A 17,997-nucleotide genomic window follows, 5' to 3' on the forward strand; every position below is an offset into this window, starting at 1 on the left:
ATACATCCCGCCGGCTTACGCCTGTCCGAGCTCGCGCAACGCCAGATTGAAGTGTTGCCCCAGCTCACGCCGATGAACCGGATGCTCCATCATCGACACATGGTCGCCGTTGACCTGGCTGACGCGGACGGTCGCCGGCGGCAGCAGCTTATCCCATCCCAACGCGGAAGCGTCTTCGCGGCAATATCCCGCCTGCTTGATCTTCTGCCAATACGCCTGGAACTGTGCGTTCTGCGAATTGACGGAAACCTGCTCCTGCTTCGCCTTGAACAGATGGATTTTCAGCGATGCGGGCTGCACCAGGGTCGCTTCCACCAGTTTGGCGTAGTGGTGCCGCTGCTGCCAGAGCGCCGCCTCGTCGGCCACTTCCTCACGCTGAGTCTTGATCCCGGCGCGTTGCACGGCCGCAATCGCCTCCGGCAACGGCAGCTCAGCCAACTGCTGACAGAACTGCGGATCCGGCCTTTCCTGCGTTGACTCCACCCAGTTCAGCAACAGCTGGACCGGGCTGTGCATCGCCGCCACCGGCCGCAACGTGTCGATCAACCCCAGGAAAGCGACCGCTTCCCCGGCCGATTGCAGCTGCTCGGCGATGGCATAGGCCAACACCCCGCCGGAAGAGTACCCCGCCAGATGGTATGGCCCCTGCGGCTGCACTTCGCGAATCAACGCCACGGCGCTGGCGGCCATATCGGACATGGTGGCCGGCTTCTCCTCCACCGCCGGCCACGGCACGGCGTAGACCGGGAAGGTCTCGTCGATCTCCTTGGCCAATTCAAACACGTAGGAGTGGTCGCCAAAGCCGGTCGGGACGAAGAACAGCGGCGGCCGGCTGCCGCTGCTGCGAGCCGGCACCGCTTTACGCAACGGAGCCTCGGCGGTGCGACGATCTATCCGCTCGGCCAGCTCGGCCAATATCGGATGGTTGAAGATCGCCTGTACCGGCAAGGTGATGCCTTGCTGACGCAGCTGGCTGGAAAGACGCACCGCCAGCAGCGAATGGCCACCGAGCTCGAAGAAATTGTCGTGACGCCCTATCTGGCCAATCTCGAGCAGCTCACACCATACCCGCGCCAGCGTCGTTTCGGTCTCCCCCTGAGGCGCCGCATACTCCCGAGTGCCGACTGCCGCGCGCTCCGGCTCCGGCAAGGCGCGCCGATCCAGCTTGCCGTTGGCGGTCAACGGCAGCGCATCCAGCCAGACATAAGCCGACGGCACCATGTACTCCGGCAAACGTTCGCTCAGATAGGCCCGTAGCTGTCCCTGCAACACGCTGCGGTCAGCGTCGGCCGTCGGTACGATCCAGGCGACCAGGCGCGGATGATGTTCCGTCGAACAAACCTGCACCACCGCTTCCCGCACCCACGGGCTCGCCGCCAGCTGCACCTCAATCTCGCCCGGTTCGATGCGGAACCCGCGCAGCTTGATCTGCTGATCGCATCGCCCCTGGTATTCAAGACTGCCGTCCGGCAAATAACGCGCCAGATCGCCGGTGCGATACATGCGGCCGCCACCGACCGGATTGAACGGATCGCTCAGGAAGCGCTGTGCCGTCAGTTCCGGTCGGTTCAGGTAGCCCAACGCCACCCCCACGCCGCCGATGTGCAATTCCCCCACCGCCCCCATCGGCACCGGGCGCCCGCGGGCGTCCAGCAAGTAAGCGCGGGTATTGCCGATCGGTTTCCCAATCGGCAAGCGCGCCTCCCCTTCAGCCCGCTCGATACGTGCCGTTGTCGCAAAGGTGGTGGTCTCCGTCGGCCCATAGGCATGGATCAGGTGCACCGGCCCCCGCTCTTGCAACAGCCGCGCATAAGCGCCCGGATCCTCTTTCTCCCCTCCGCTAATCAGATATTTCAACTGCGCCAGTGCGCCGCTGATGCTGTGCACATACTGATTGAACAGCGCGGTAGTCAAGAACAGCGTGGTGATGCGATGGCGTTGCAGTTCGGCCGCCAGACGCTCGGCCTCCATCATCACTTCCGGCGCGATCACCACCAGCGCACCGCCATTCAACAGAGCGGCCCAAACCTCCATCGTGCTGGCATCAAACGCCGGGTTGGCGGCAAAGGCGATGCGGTCGTCGGCGTCAAAGGCGGCGTAGCGGTTGTTGCGCACCAGACGCGTGATCCCCTGGTGCGGCGTCATGACGCCTTTCGGCGTACCGGTCGAGCCGGAGGTATACATGATGTAGGCCGTCGCGCCGCTCGACACGCGCAACGCCGGGTTACCGACATGACCTTCAGCTTCGCGATCCTCGACCGTCAGCTGCGGAATGCCTTCGTCGCCGACGGCGTCCGTCAGCATCAGGCAGGCGCCGCTGTCATCGGCGATCCACGCCTGACGCGCGGCCGGCAGTTGCGGATCGATAGGGACATACGCCGCCCCGGCCTTGATTACCGCCAATTGGGCGCAGACCAGTTCGATGCTGCGCGCCAGCCGCACCGCGACCCGGTCGCCCGGTTGTACGCCGCGCTCAATCAGCCGATGCGCCAACCGGTTGGCGCGCGCATTCAACTGTGCGTAGCTGAGCCGTTGCGCATCCTGAATCAAAGCGATGGCCTGCGGCGTCTGCCGCGCCTGCTGTTCAAACAGTTCGTGCACGCAGGTATCCGCCGGGTAAGCTTCCGCCGTATGATTCCAGCGGCACAGCTGCAGCGCATACTCTTCATCCGGCATTACCTCCAGTTCGCAGACCGGTGTCTGAGGCGCCTGCTCCAATGCCTGCGCCAATGCGCTCAACGCCTGCGCCATATAGCCGCACACGCGCTGCGCTTCAATCGGCTGCCTGACCTGCGCCGTCAGGCCCAGCGAATCACCTCCATCCTCGACCGACAGCACGAACGGATAGTTGGTGCGTTCCTGGCTATCGAGCAGCGTCACGCCGGTCGGCAATGCGGTGTCCTCGCCGCTGTTATGCCGGTAGTTCAGCAGGGCACTGAACAGCGGCGTGCCCGCGGCGACGCCGCTGCAGCGCTGCGCCAACGCCAGCGGCGCATGCTCATGGGCCAGCAGCCCGCTCAGCCGGATGTGCGCCTGCAACACCGCCGATTCCGCGCCGACCTCGTTGACATCCAGCCGTAGCGGCAGAGTATTGATAAACAATCCGAGCGCCCGTTCCGCCCCGTCTCCGGCCTGCATGCGGCCCAACAATACGGTGCCGAACACCACCTCATCGCGGCCGGTAGCGCGCGCCAACACCTGCGCCCAGGCCAGGTGGCACAGGCTGGCCAGGCTGACGCCCAGCCGCCGCGCCTGCCGCCGCAGCTGTTGGTTGAGCGCATGCGGTAAGGCCAGGTGCGCCGTCGAGATATCCCGCCCTTCGCCATGCACGTCGCTCAGGCCGAACGGCAACGACGGTTCATCGATATCCGCCAGCATCGTGCGGAAGAACTGTTCGTGTTCGGCCTTGCTGACGCCGAGCCTTGCCTGCGCCACCGCGTTGCGGAACGGCGGCGCCTTGGCCAGTTCGTCCCCGCGCCCGGCCAGGATCAGGTTGATCTCCTCCTGCATCACCGCCAGGGTCGAGTGGTCGCCGATCAGGTGATGCCACTGCTGGAGCACGCACCAACTGCCTTCTTCCCCCTGTGCGGCGACAAAGCTCAGCAACGGTGCGCGCGTCAGGTCAGGCCGCACGCGGCGCGGATCAAACAACGCCGTCAGCCGCGAACCGATCTCGCCCTCCGCCGGATTGAGCCGCAGTTCTCGCAGCGACAACTCGGCCTTGCGCCACACCACCTGCACCGGCGAGGACACGCCCTGCGTGATGAACGCGGTGCGCAGAATGTCATGGCGATCGATCACCTGCTGCATCGCCGCCAGCCAGGCGTCCAGGCGCGCACGGCTGTCGAAACGCAGCACCGCGGACAGCTGGTACGGGTCGCCCCGTTCTGCCAGCAGATGGTGGAACAAAATCCCCTCCTGCAGCGGCGACAAGGCGTAGATGTCCTGTACGTTGGCCACGCCGCCCGGCACCTGCGCCACCACCGCGTCGATCTCCGGCTGGCTCAGCGTCGCCAGCGGCAACATCTCCGGCGTAATGGCTACGCAGCCCGGTAGGATACCGTTGACCGGCACGCTCACTTCTTGCTGCGTGACCAACGTCTGCGCCAGCGTTGACAGCGTCGGCGCGGTGAACAGCGTTTGCACCCCGGCGCTCAGCCCGACACGGCGCAGCTGCGCCATCAACTTCACCGCCAGCAGCGAGTGGCCGCCCAATTCGAAGAAGTTATCGTGGCGCCCGACCCGCTCAAGGCCCAGCAGCTCGCGCCAGATCCCCGCCAGCAGCGTTTCCAGTTCGCCTTCAGGTTCGGCGTAAACCTCACGCACGTAGGCGTCCTCCTGCGGCTCAGGCAGCGCACGCCGATCCAGTTTGCCGTTCGGCGTCAGCGGTAGCGTATCCAGCGCCACCCAGGCCGCCGGCAGCATAAACTCCGGCAACATCCCCGCCAGATACTGTCGCAGCGTCACCGCCAACGTCTGGCGATCCGCATCAGCCTCCGGCACCACCCAGGCCACCAGCCGCTTAGTGTCCGCTTCGCCGAGGACATCCACCACCGCTTCGCGCACCGCCGGGTGACCGGCCACTCGCGCCTCGATCTCACCGCATTCGATGCGGAAGCCGCGAATTTTCACCTGCCGATCGTTGCGTCCCAGGTAGTCGATATTGCCGTCCGGCAGATAGCGCGCCAGATCGCCGGTGCGGTACATCCGCTCGCCTGGGTTAAACGGATCCGCCAGGAATCGCTCTGCCGTTAACTCTGCGCGGTTGAGATAACCCAGCGCCACCCCGGGGCCGGCGATGTAGATCTCGCCGGTCGCGCCGAGCGGCACCGGTTGCCCGTGCGCATCCAGCAGATAAATCCGCGTATTGCCGATCGGCCGCCCGATAGGCAAACGCTGCCAGGGATCCACCCGCTCGATCGTGGCCGTCGTGGCAAACACCGTACACTCGGTCGGCCCATAACCGTTGATCAGCCGTACCGGCCCAGCCTCTTTCAGCATGCGGGCAAAGGCGTGCGGATCCGCCGCTTCACCGCCGCTCAGCAGATATTTCAACTGCGCCAGCGTCGCGGCGATGCTATGGACATATTGGTTAAACAACGAGGTGGTCAGGAACAAGACGTTAATCCCTTGCCGCACCAGCGCCGCCGCCAACGCCTCGGCTTCCGTCAACACTTCCGGCGCAATGATCGCCAGACTGGCGCCATTCAACAGGGCTCCCCACATTTCCAGCGTGCTGGCGTCAAACGCCGGATTGGCGGCGAAAGCGAAGCGATCGCCGCGTTCAAACGACGCAAAACGGTTGTTGATCGCCAGCCGGAGGATGCCTTGATGCGTCACCATGACGCCTTTAGGCGTACCGGTCGAGCCCGAGGTATACATGATGTAGGCCGGTGCGTCGCCGGCGCGAGGCACCGCCGGATCGTGGGTCGGATTCTGCCGCAGCCGATCGATACGCAGGCATGCGATCTCGCCGGCTATCTCGCGGTCGAGATCGCGATCGCACAGGATCAACGACGCCCCGCTGTCGCCGATGATCCACGCCTGCCGCGCAACGGGCAGGTGCGGATCGAGCGGCACATAAGCGGCCCCCGCCTTGAGGATCGCCAACTGGGCGATGACCAGAGAAACGCTGCGTTCGAGCGACGTGGCCACGCGATCGCCCGGGCGCACGCCCTGTGCGATGAGTTGGTGCGCCAGTTGGTTGGCGTGGGCGTTCAATTGGGCATAGCTCAGGCTGTCCCGATCGTTCACCACCGCAACGGCGTCCGGCGTGCGCTGCGCCCACTGTTCAAACAGGACGTGGGCACTGCTCTGCGCCGGATAAACTTCCGCGGTTCGGTTCCAGCCGTACAACAACAGTTCGCGCTCGGCAGCCGGCAGCAGCTCGAGATGCGACGCAGGCTGCGTAGCATTTGTCGCCATCGCCCGCAACACCTGCACCAGGTAAACGCCGTAACGCTCGGCGGTAGCGCGGTCGAACAGCGCGGTGGCGAAGTTCAGCGTACCGCTGATTTGCTCGTCGCGCTCCGCCAGATCGAGCGTCAAATCATACTTGGCGATCTGATAGCCCAACTCGGCACTCTCGGCCTGCAGCCCAGGCAGCGAGATATCGCGCACCGAGCCGTCCTGCCAGGCCAGCATCACCTGGAACAGCGGGGTATAGCCCAGGTGGCGCGGCGGATTGACCAGCTCCACCACCTGCTCGAACGGCAGATCGCGATTTTCCCGTGCCGCCAGCACCGTGTGGCGGATCCGCGCGATCAGCGTCGGCAGATCCGGATCGTCGCGAAGATCGATGCGCAGCGCCAGCGTGCTGACGAAGAAGCCGACCAGCGATTCGGTTTCCAGCCGGCCACGGTTGGCCTCCGGCGTGCCGATCACCAGCTCCTGCTGCCCGGCCATGCGCGCCAGCACCAGGCTCCAGGCCGCCAGCACCGTCATGAACAGCGTGCCGCCATGCTGTCGGCTGAACTGCCGCAGCGCCTGCGTCAGCTCGGCGTCGATCGCGATCGGCACCTCCCCGCCGCTGAAAGACTGCACCGTCGGACGCGGCCGGTCGGTCGGCAGCGTCAGCAGCGCCGGCGCATCGCTCAGCGTTTCGCGCCAGTATTGCGCCTGCGCCGCCAGCCGCTCCGGCGTCAGATAGCGACGCTGCCAGGCGGCGTAATCCGGGTATTGCAGCGTCAGCGGCGGCAGCGGATCGGCATCGCCGCGACGGAAAGCCCCGTACAACGCCCCCAGTTCACGCAGCAGAATGCCGGTCGACCAACCGTCGGAGATGATGTGATGACAGGTGAGCAGGAACAGATGTTCCTCATCCGCCAGGCGGATCAGCGCGGCGCGCACCAGCGGCCCCTGCGTCAAATCGAAAGGCGCCTCCGTCAGGCGCTGCGCCAGTTGCCGCGCCTGGCTCTGAGCATCCTGCCGCCCACGCAGATCGTGAACCGTCAACGGCAGCGCGTCTGCCGGCAGAATGTGCGCCTGCGGCTGCCCCTCGACGGTGACAAACCGGCTGCGCAACGCTTCGTGGCGGGCATAGAGCGCATCCAGGCTCTGCCGCCAGGCGGGCAGATCCAGCTCGCCGCGCAGGCTCAGCGCCAGGGGAATATGGTAAGTTTCACTCAGGCCTTCCAACTGCGTCAGGAACCACAAACGCTGCTGGGCAAACGACAGCGGCAACTCGGCGCCGCGTGGCATAGCCTCGATCGGCGGCAGCGCCTCATCGGTTCTCCGCAGTTGCTGCGCCAACGCCAGCAGCGTCGGGTTGGCGAACAGGGTCTGCAACGGCAGCTGCCATTCCACCTGCTGCAGACGGTTGGTCAGACGTACCGCCAACAGCGAGTGCCCTCCCAGTTCGAAGAAGTTATCGTGGCGACCTACCTGCTCCACGTTCAGCAGCTCGCGCCAGATCGCCGCCAGCAGCGTTTCGTGTTCACCCTGCGGCGCTTCGTACGCTGCCTGGCTCTGCGCCCCCTGCGGTTCCGGCAACGCCCGCCGCTCCAGCTTGCCGTTCGGCGACAGCGGCAACGCCGCCACCACCACCCAGGCCGACGGCACCATATAGTCCGGTAGCGCCGCGCTCACATGCTGCCGCAGCGCGCCTGCCAGCATCTCTTCCGCCACGCCGGCGGCCGGCACCACCCACGCCACCAGCCGTTTGTCGTCGCCCACCGCCCGCGCATCCACCACCGCTTCGCGCACCGCCGGGTGCGTCGCCAGCACCGCCTCTATCTCCCCGCATTCGATGCGGAAGCCGCGGATTTTCACCTGCTGGTCATTGCGCCCCAGGTACTCGATGTCGCCGTTCGCCAGATAACGCGCCACGTCGCCGGTGCGGTACATCCGCCCGCCCGGCGCGAACGGATCGGCAAGGAAACGCTCCGCCGTCAGTTCAGGCCGGTTCAGGTAGCCCCGCGCCACCTGCACCCCGCCGATATACAGCTCGCCCACCGCCCCCAGCGGCACCGGTTGCCCGTGCTCGTCCAGCAGGTAGATACGCGTGTTGGCGATCGGCCGCCCGATCGGCACCGACACCCGGTCCGCCTCCCGCGAACAGTGCCAGGCGGTAACGTCCACCGCCGCCTCCGTCGGCCCATACAGGTTATGCAACTCCGCCTGCGGCAGCCGGCGGTAAAACTCCGCCACCAGCGCCGCCGGCAGCGCTTCCCCGCTGCATATCACCCGCACCACCTGGCCGCAGCGCGTCGCCGCCTGCCCGTCCGCCAGGAAGCTTTGCAGCATCGACGGCACGAAGTGCAGCGTGGTGACGCCGTACTGTTCGATCGCGCGGCTCAGGTAGTCCGGATCCTTGTGCCCTTCCGGCTTCGCCATCACCAGACGCGCGCCGACCATCAGCGGCCAGAAGAACTCCCACACCGAGACGTCGAAGCCGAACGGCGTTTTTTGCAGCACCGTGTCCGCCGCCGTCAGGCCGTAGGCTTCCTGCATCCACACCAGCCGGTTGACCACCCCGCGGTGCTCATTCATCGCGCCCTTCGGTTTACCGGTCGAGCCCGAGGTGTAAATCACGTACGCCAGGTGCGACGCCTGCGCGCGCCGTTCCGGGTTCTCGGCGCTCAGCGTATCCGGCAGCGCCGCCTCCAGCGCCAGCTGCGGCGTCGCAGGCTCGCCCAGCGCCGCCCGGCCGGCGGCGTCCGCCAGCAGCAGCACCGGGTCGGCATCCTGCAGGATGTACTGCAGGCGTTCACCCGGATAGGCCGGATCGAGCGGCACATAGGCGCCGCCGGCCTTGAGGATACCGAACAGCGCCGTCACCATGTTCAGGCCGCGTTCGGCGCACACCGCCACCCGGCTGTCCGGGCCGACGCCGCGAGCTATCAGCGCGTGCGCCAGCCGGTTGGCGCGGGCGTTCAGCTGGGCGTAGCTCAGGCTTTCCGCTCCGCTCACCAGCGCGGTGGCGTCCGGCGTGCGGCGCACCTGCTGCTCGAACAGCGCCGCCAGCGTCTGATCCAGCGGGTAGTCACGCTCGGTGCGGTTCCAGCCATGCAGCAGCAGTTCGCGTTCCGCCTCCGGCACCACCGCCAGTGAACACACCGGCGTCTCCGGCGCCTGCTCCAGCGCTTGCGCCAGTGAGCTCAGCGCCTGCACCATATAGTCACACACCCGCTGGGCATCGACCGTCTCGGTCACCTGCGCCGTCACGCCCAGCGAATCGCCGCCGTCCTCCACCGATAACACGAACGGATAGTTGGTACGCTCTTCGGCGCTCAGCAGGCTGACACCTTCCGGCAACGCCACTGCTTCGCCGTTGTTGTGGCGATAGTTGAGCAAGGCGCTGAACAGCGGCGCCCCAGGGCTGACGCCGCTGCAGCGCTGCGCCAATGCCAGCGGCGCATGTTCATGCGCCAGCAGCCCGCTCAGCCGCACGTGTGCCTCTCTTGCCGCCGTCTCCACGCCTCGCCGATCGATATCCAGACGCAGCGGCAACGTGTTGATAAACAACCCCAATGCCCGTTCCGCGCCTTCGCCGCCCTGCAGACGCCCCAGCAATACGGTGCCGAACACGACCGCGTCTCGCCCGCTGACGCTCGCCAGCACCTGCGCCCAGGCCAGGTGGCACAGGCTGGCCAGGCTGACGCCCAGCCGCCGCGCCTGTCGCCGCAACCGCAGGTTCAGCGCCGAAGAGAGCGCCTGGTAGCGGCAGGCGATTTGCCGCCCTTCGCCGTGCACGTCGCTCAGGCCGAACGGCAGCACCGGCTCGCGGATATCTGCCAACATGTCGCGGAAGAAGCTTTCATGCTCCGCCTCGCTGAGAGCCAGGCGCGCCTGCGCCACCGCATTGCGGAACGGCTGGGCGACGCCCAGCTGTGCCCCACGGCCGGCGAGGATCTCGCCGATCTCTTGCTCCATGAAGGCCAGCGTGGAGTGATCGCCAATCAGATGATGCCACTGCTGCAAAGCGCACCAGCTGCCGTCCTCCTCCTGCGTGACGGTAAAGTTGAGCAGCGGCGCGCGGGTCAGATCCTGCCGCTGCTGCAACGGATCAAAGCTGGCCGCCAGCTGTTGCCAAATCGGGCCGTCAGCCGGATCGAAACGCCGCTCGCTCAGCGCCAGCTCAGCCTTGCGCCACACCACCTGCACCGGCGAGGACATGCCCTGCGTGATGAACGCAGTGCGCAGAATGTCATGGCGATCGATCACCTGCTGCATCGCCGCCAGCCAGGCGTCCAGGCGCGCACGGCTGTCGAAACGCAGCACCGCGGACAGCTGGTACGGGTCGCCCCGTTCCGCCAGCAGATGGTGGAACAAAATCCCCTCCTGCAGCGGCGACAAGGCGTAGATGTCCTGTACGTTGGCCACGCCGCCCGGCACCTGCGCCACCACCGCGTCGATTTCCGGCTGGCTCAGCGTCGCCAGCGGCAACATCTCCGGCGTAATGGAGGCCCCGCCCGGTAAAATCCGGTTTTCCGGTATGTCGATCTCACCTTGCGCGCTCATCGCCTGCGCTAGCGCCGACAGCGTCGGCGTTGAGAACAACGTCTGCACGTTCGCTCCCCAACCGGCGCGCCGCAGCTGAGCCATCAACTTCACCGCCAGCAGCGAGTGGCCCCCCAGCTCGAAGAAGTTATCGTGGCGACCTACCTGCTCCACGTTCAGCAGTTCGCGCCAGATCGCCGCCAGCAGCGTTTCGTGTTCACCCTGCGGCGCTTCGTACGCTGCCTGGCTCTGCGCCCCCTGCGGCTCCGGCAACGCCCGACGATCCAGCTTGCCGTTCGGCGACAGCGGCAACGCCGCCACCACCACCCAGGCCGACGGCACCATATAGTCCGGCAGCGCCGCGCTCACATGCTGCCGCAGCGCGCCTGCCAGCGTCTCTTCTGCCACGCCGGCGGCCGGCACCACCCACGCCACCAGCCGTTTGTCGTCGCCCACCGCCCGCGCATCCACCACCGCTTCGCGCACCGCCGGGTGCGCCGCCAGCACCGCCTCTATCTCCCCGCATTCGATGCGGAAGCCGCGGATTTTCACCTGCTGGTCATTGCGCCCCAGGTACTCGATGTCGCCGTTCGCCAGATAACGCGCCACGTCGCCGGTGCGGTACATCCGCCCGCCCGGCGCGAACGGATCGCTCAGGAAGCGCTCCGCCGTCAGTTCAGGCCGGTTCAGGTAGCCCCGCGCCACCTGCACCCCGCCGATATACAGCTCGCCCACCGCCCCCAGCGGCACCGGCTGCCCGTGCTCGTCCAGCAGGTAGATACGCGTGTTGGCGATCGGCCGCCCGATCGGCACCGACACCCGGTCCGCCTCCCGCGAACAGTGCCAGGCGGTGACGTCCACCGCCGCCTCCGTCGGCCCATACAGGTTATGCAACTCCGCCTGCGGCAGCCGGCGGTAAAACTCCGCCACCAGCGCCGCCGGCAGCGCTTCCCCGCTGCACATCACCCGCACCACCTGGCCGCAGCGCGTCGCCGCCTGCCCGTCCGCCAGGAAGCTTTGCAGCATCGACGGCACGAAGTGCAGCGTGGTGACGCCGTACTGTTCGATCGCGCGGCTCAGGTAGTCCGGATCCTTGTGCCCTTCCGGCTTCGCCATCACCAGACGCGCGCCGACCATCAGCGGCCAGAAGAACTCCCACACCGAGACGTCGAAGCCGAACGGCGTTTTTTGCAGCACCGTGTCCGCCGCCGTCAGGCCGTAGGCTTCCTGCATCCACACCAGCCGGTTGACCACCCCGCGGTGCTCATTCATCGCGCCCTTCGGTTTACCGGTCGAGCCCGAGGTGTAAATCACGTACGCCAGGTGCGACGCCTGCGCGCGCCGTTCCGGGTTCTCGGCGCTCAGCGTATCCGGCAGCGCCGCCTCCAGCGCCAGCTGCGGCGTCGCAGGCTCGCCCAGCGCCGCCCGGCCGGCGGCGTCCGCCAGCAGCAGCACCGGGTCGGCATCCTGCAGGATGTACTGCAGGCGTTCGCCCGGATAGGCCGGATCGAGCGGCACATAGGCGCCGCCGGCCTTGAGGATACCGAACAGCGCCGTCACCATGTGCAGGCCGCGTTCGGCGCACACCGCCACCCGGCTGTCCGGGCCGACGCCGCGCGCTATCAGCGCGTGCGCCAGCCGGTTGGCGCAGGCGTTCAGCTGGGCGTAGCTCAGGCTTTCCGCTCCGCTCACCAGCGCGGTGGCGTCCGGCGTGCGGCGCACCTGCTGCTCGAACAGCGCCGCCAGCGTCTGATCCAGCGGGTAGTCACGCTCGGTGCGGTTCCAGCCATGCAGCAGATGCTCCCGTTCGGCGAGCGGCAACAAATCGATATGGGATACTGACCGTGGGCTATTCAACGTCATCGCCCGCAGCGCCTGTACCAGGTAAACGCCGTAGCGTTCGGCGGTGGCGCGATCGAACAACGCCGTGGCGAAGTTCAGCGTACCGCTGATGCCTTCGCCGGTATCGGCCAGATCGAGCGTCAGATCAAACTTCGCCGCGCTGTATTCCAGCCCGGCCAACTCGGCCTGCAGCCCAGGCAGCGGAATATCGCGCACCGAGCCGTCCTGCCAGGCCAGCATCACCTGGAACAGCGGGGTATAGCCCAGGTGGCGCGGCGGATTGACCAGCTCCACCACCTGCTCGAACGGCAGATCGCGATTTTCCTGCGCCGTTAGCACCGTGTGGCGGATCCGCGCGATCAGCGTCGGCAGATCCGGATCGTCGCGAAGATCGATGCGCAGCGCCAGCGTACTGACGAAGAAGCCGACCAGCGATTCGGTTTCCAGCCGGCCACGGTTGGCCTCCGGCGTGCCGATCACCAGCTCCTGCTGCCCGGCCATGCGCGCCAGCACCAGGCTCCAGGCCGCCAGCACCGTCATGAACAGCGTGCCGCCATGCTGCCGGCTGAACTGCCGCAGCGCCTGCGTCAGCTCGGCGTCGATCGCGATCGGCACCTCTCCGCCGCTGAAAGACTGCACCGTCGGACGCGGCCGGTCGGTCGGCAGCGTCAGCAGCGCCGGCGCACCGCTCAGCGTTTCGCGCCAGTATTGCGCCTGCGCCGCCAGCCGCTCCGGCGTCAGATAGCGACGCTGCCAGGCGGCGTAATCCGGGTATTGCAGCGTCGGCAGCGGCAGCGGATCGGCATCGCCGCGACGGAAAGCGCCGTACAACGCCCCCAGTTCACGCAGCAGAATGCCGGTCGACCAACCGTCGGAGACGATGTGATGACAGGTGAGCAGGAACAGGTGCTCCTCATCCGCCAGGCGGATCAGCGCGGCGCGCACCAGCGGCCCCTGCGTCAAATCGAACGGTTGAGTGGCCGCCTGACGGCACAGCGTGTCGGCTTGCGCGGGGTGACGTCGCAGATCGTGGAACGCAAGCGGCAGCCCGTTTGCCGGCAAAATCTGCACCTGTGGCCGATCTTCCCGGGTGATGAACCGGCTACGCAGCGATTCGTGACGCGCATAGAGCGTATCCAGACTATGTTGCAGCGCCTGCCGATCCAACCGGCCGTGCAACCGCAGCGCCAGGGGGATATGGTAGGTTTCGCTCATCCCCTCCAACTGGGTCAGGAACCACAGGCGTTGCTGGGCGAACGACAGGGGCAATTCGCCGTCGCGCGCCACCGGCAGTATCGGCAGCGGTTCCTGAGCCGGCGCAACTTCCAGCGCCTGCGCCAGCACGTGCAGTACCGGGCTGGCGAACAGCGCCTGCAACGGTAACTGCCATCCGGCCTGTTGCACGCGGTTAGCCAGGCGCACCGCCATCAGCGAATGCCCGCCCAGTTCGAAGAAGTGGTCATAGCGACCGACGCGCTCTACGCCCAGCAGCTCGCGCCAGATAGCCGCCAGCAGGTTTTCCGCCTCGCCCTGCGGCGGCGCATAGGCTTCACGCACATAGGCGTCAACCTGCGGCACCGGCAGAGCCCGCTTGTCCAATTTGCCGTTGCCGGTCAGCGGCAACGCCTCCAACCAAACGTAAGCCACCGGCACCATATAATCCGGCAGCCGCGCCTGCAGATGCTGACGCAGCCCGGTCGCCAGCGTAGCGCGTTCGGCTTCCGGTGCCGGAACCACCCACGCCACCAGTCGCTTGCCCCCGTCGCCATCGTCAATCGCGTCCACGGCTACGCTGCGCACGCGCGGATCGGTACTCAGCTGTGCCTCCACCTCGCCGCATTCGATGCGGAAACCGCGGATTTTTACCTGCTGGTCATTGCGCCCCAGGTATTCGATATCGCCCCCCGGCAGATAGCGCGCCAGATCGCCGGTACGATACATGCGCGCACCCGGCGCCCGGTTGAAAGGATCATCGAGAAAACGTTCCGCCGTCAATTCGGGCCGGTTCAGGTAACCCCGCGCCACCCCTTCGCCGCCGACGTAAAGTTCGCCAATCGCCCCCATCGGCACCGGTTCGCCGTCGGCGCCCAGCAGATACAAGCGCAAATCCGGGATGCGGCTGCCGATCGGACTGGTGGTGATCGCCGTATCCTGCGCCGACAGCGGCCGATAAGTCACATGCACCGTGGTCTCGGTGATACCGTACATGTTGATCAACCGCGTCTGCCGGTTCTCTGGACGAGCAAACCACGGCGCAAGATCGGAAGGCTTCAGCATTTCGCCACCGAACACGATCTCGCGTAGCTGCTGGCGCGCTTCGCTGTGCGCCTGAGCCTGGATAAAGGCTTTGAAGGCGCTCGGCGTCTGGTTCAATACCGTGATGCCGCTGCGGCAGACGAAATGATAAAAATCCGGCGCCGAGCGGGCGATCGCCTGCGGTACGATGAACAGCTGGCCGCCATACAGCCAGGCGCCCCAGATCTCCCAGACGGAGAAGTCGAAGGCGAATGAGTGGAACAGGCACCACCTGTCGGCGGCGCTGAAGTTGAACCAGGCGTTCGTCGCGCTGAACAACCGCGCGACCTGCCGGTGCTCCACCATCACCCCTTTGGGTTTGCCGGTCGAGCCGGAGGTATAAATCACATACGCCAGGTGCGCCGGGCGCACCCCGACGTCCTGCAGATCATCGCTTTCCCCCGTCAGTGGCTGTTCCAGCGCCAGCACCGGCACCTCGCAGTCACCCAGCGCTTGTCGGCCGAGCTCATCCGCCAACAGCAGCACCGGCGCTGAGTCCGCCAGGATGTACTGTAGCCGCTCGCCGCTATAAGCGGGATCCAGCGGCACATAGGCGCCGCCGGCTTTGAGGATCCCCAGCAGCCCGACCAGCATCGGCAGCCCGCGCCCGGCGCACAGCGCCACCAGGCTGTCCGGCTGCACGCCAAGCTGTACCAGCCGATGGGCCCAACGGTTCGCCTGGGTATTCAATTCCGCGTAGGTCAGGCTGTCATCGCCATACGTCACCGCGATCGCCTCCGGCGTCCGTCTGACCTGTGCTTCGAACAACCGGTGCAGACAAGCCGCCGGCGAGTGTGAAGCGACGGTATGGTTGAGGCCCTGCAGCAACTGCGCGCGCTCTTCCTCGGAAACCAGACTGAGTTCGCCGACGGTGCGACGATGAGAACCCGCCCTCACCGCATCGTTGAGCAGCATCAGCAGATGTTGCGTCGCACGCAACATCTGTTCGTCAGCCACGGAGGCGGCGTCGTAAACCCAACGGAAAGCGCCGTCAGCCTTGCAGATTTGCAATACCGCGCGCGAGCCGGAAGCCATGATGGCGGCAACCCCCTCGTCTTCAGGCTGCAACCCCTGCGCCGAGCGCCGGCTGACGATCGATACCGCCGTCGGCCAAGTCTGAGGCGCTCGCAGGTCCGCATCGCGCATCAGCAACGCGGGATGATAATCGGCATGAGCGCGCAGCTGGCTATATTCCTGTTCCAGCGCGGCCAACGCCTGCTGGAAATTGCCGGTGTGATCAACAGAGACCTGCAGCGGCAGCACGCGCGCGCTCAGGTGGGCCCAACGACCCCAATTCCGATCGTCCGGGGTGATCCACCCCAGCTGAAAATCGGTTTCATTGCACATGCGCGCCAGATAAAGGGTTGCTGCCGCCAGTACCTGTTCGCCGGCAATTTTTTCCAGGCGCTGCCAGGCCGTCGCCTGCCAGCGTGCGGGAAGCTCCGCCTGGCGGCCAGGCCCCGGCGGGAACGGCGCCGGATAATAACGCGTCAGACGCGGTTGCCAAAAAGCGGCGCTATCGGCGCTGGCGCCATACGCCGCACCTAACAGCGAGGCTTCGGCAGCGTTAATCGTCGGCAAGACCGAGCCGACAGACAGGCCGCAGGCCTGCGCCAGCGCATCGCCTGGCTGAACCGATCCGTCGGCACGCAAGAACGGCCCGACGCGCACCACGCCGGGGTTCGCGGCAATCACCCAGCCGTCGGCCTCGACGTGCAGCAGGGTACCGGGCTCGGCCTGCCGCTCATCGTTCACCGCCTGCAGCGCCGTCACGCCCAACACGCGCTCCGCCAGCAGTATCTTCGCCGCGCATCCCGCGCCATGGCTCAGCGAGCTCACCAGGCGCTGCAGCGCCTCAGCCGGGCGATCCCAACGAATGATGCCGCCGGCAGGCGGTTGCCGACGGTTGGTGTAAAAGCTGCCGCCGGCCTCGGCATCCGCCAGCGCCGCCACTTGCCGATCCAACGCCTCGATCGTCCCCGCCGTTGATGCGTTCAGCGCCCGTAAAATAAACTGGAAACGGCGCTGCAAAACATCCAGATCGCCTAATGAATTTGCATAAGCGGCGTCAGAAAAAGTGACGTCCAGCTCATTCGCCTGCTGGTCTTCATACAGCATAATCTGTAGATCGCCGGACGGAATATTCCCGCCATAATACCAACGGGTGCGGCATCCCCAGAAAGGATCGCCGTGGTCGAAAGAAACAATGTTAATTGAAGGGCCAAACCAGGCGGAATCCGTCGCGCCATTGTCACGCCGAATGTCCTCCCCACGATATAATTGATGGCGAACCACTTTTGCTATTTCGGCCGCAACCTTTTGGATAAATTCGGCCAGGCTCAGCTGGGGTTCAACCTTGATAATCAAAGGGACAACGTTAGAGGTCATACCAATACTGTTTCGTTCTCTCGTCCCGGTCACCGGCATGCTGAAATTAAGATATTCACTGCCGGTCAGGCTGTAGAAACATAATGCTACGGCGGCGGCCAATATATGTGCGCGGTGTACGCCGATATTGTCGGCTTGTTGCTGCAGCTGATCCAATGCCTCTTTTTCCAGCAGCTGCGTGTTGCGGTTCATCGCGGCGTCCGGGGTCAATATGGCTCTACGCGACAAACTCTGCGGCGCAGCGGCAGTATATTCCCGCCAAAAAGCCTGATCGGAAGAAAAGCGTGAGGAGTCGCGGTATTTGATGTCGTTTTCATAAAGCAGAGAGAAATTGCAGTTGGCGAATTCAGGGATGACGCCGCCGGACGCCAGCGCGTTATAGTAGGCCGCGATGCGCCGCATCACTTCCTCGGCACTGCGGCCGTCGGTGATCATATGGTGGAAACGCCGATAGAGGACATAGCGCTGCGGGGCGAGCGTAATCACATAAAAACTAAAAGGTTCCTCTCCCGTGGCGCGGCGCGGCAGCGCCGCATCCGCCACCATCCAGCGTCTGGCCGCCTGCAGGGGATCGGGTTCCTTACTGAGATCGAGAGTGAACAGCGGCTCATGGGTGCGTGGCGCGCGGTATTGATAAAGCTCACCGTCTTTTTCCACAAAATGCGCTTGCAGAGCCGGCGTTTCTTCCACGATGGCATCGATGGCTTGCCGCAGCAGCTTAACGTCGAGAGGCCCGTCAACCTGCCCATAGCCCCAGATATTGAACGACAACTCTTTGGAAATGTTTTCCCCCAGCCAGAGTTCACGCTGGGCGATAGTCATTTCATGCAGTTCGACTTTCTCCGCCGCGGCCTGAGCACCGGTACGGAATTCCCCACTCTTCACATCAGTTTGTTTGTTCATAATATTCTCTAGCACGTTTTCATTACGTTAATGAAAGGGACCGTCCGGATTTAGGCAAAGCCTGGCCGTCCGACAGTTCAAGTCAGAATAAAAAACCGTAGAAAAGCTGGGTCTCCCCCAACTAAGAAA

1 protein-coding gene is annotated in these 17,997 nt (G+C 65.5%); it reads right to left on the minus strand.

Annotation, left to right across the window (positions count from 1 at the left end; translation table 11 throughout):
* Positions 1–15: 15 nt before the first annotated feature.
* On the minus strand, positions 16–17,868 hold the full coding sequence (locus tag V8N38_RS23015; protein WP_339102205.1) for an amino acid adenylation domain-containing protein: 17,853 nt from the start codon (positions 17,866–17,868) through the stop codon (positions 16–18).
* Positions 17,869–17,997: the final 129 nt, after the last annotated feature.

The organism is Serratia nevei (assembly GCF_037948395.1).
Taxonomy (GTDB): Bacteria; Pseudomonadota; Gammaproteobacteria; order Enterobacterales; family Enterobacteriaceae; genus Serratia; species Serratia nevei.

Excerpts from the sequence above, each read along its gene's own strand:
- V8N38_RS23015 (WP_339102205.1), bottom strand. The coding sequence starts at position 17,868 with ATGAACAAACAAACTGATGTGAAGAGTGGGGAATTCCGTACCGGTGCT.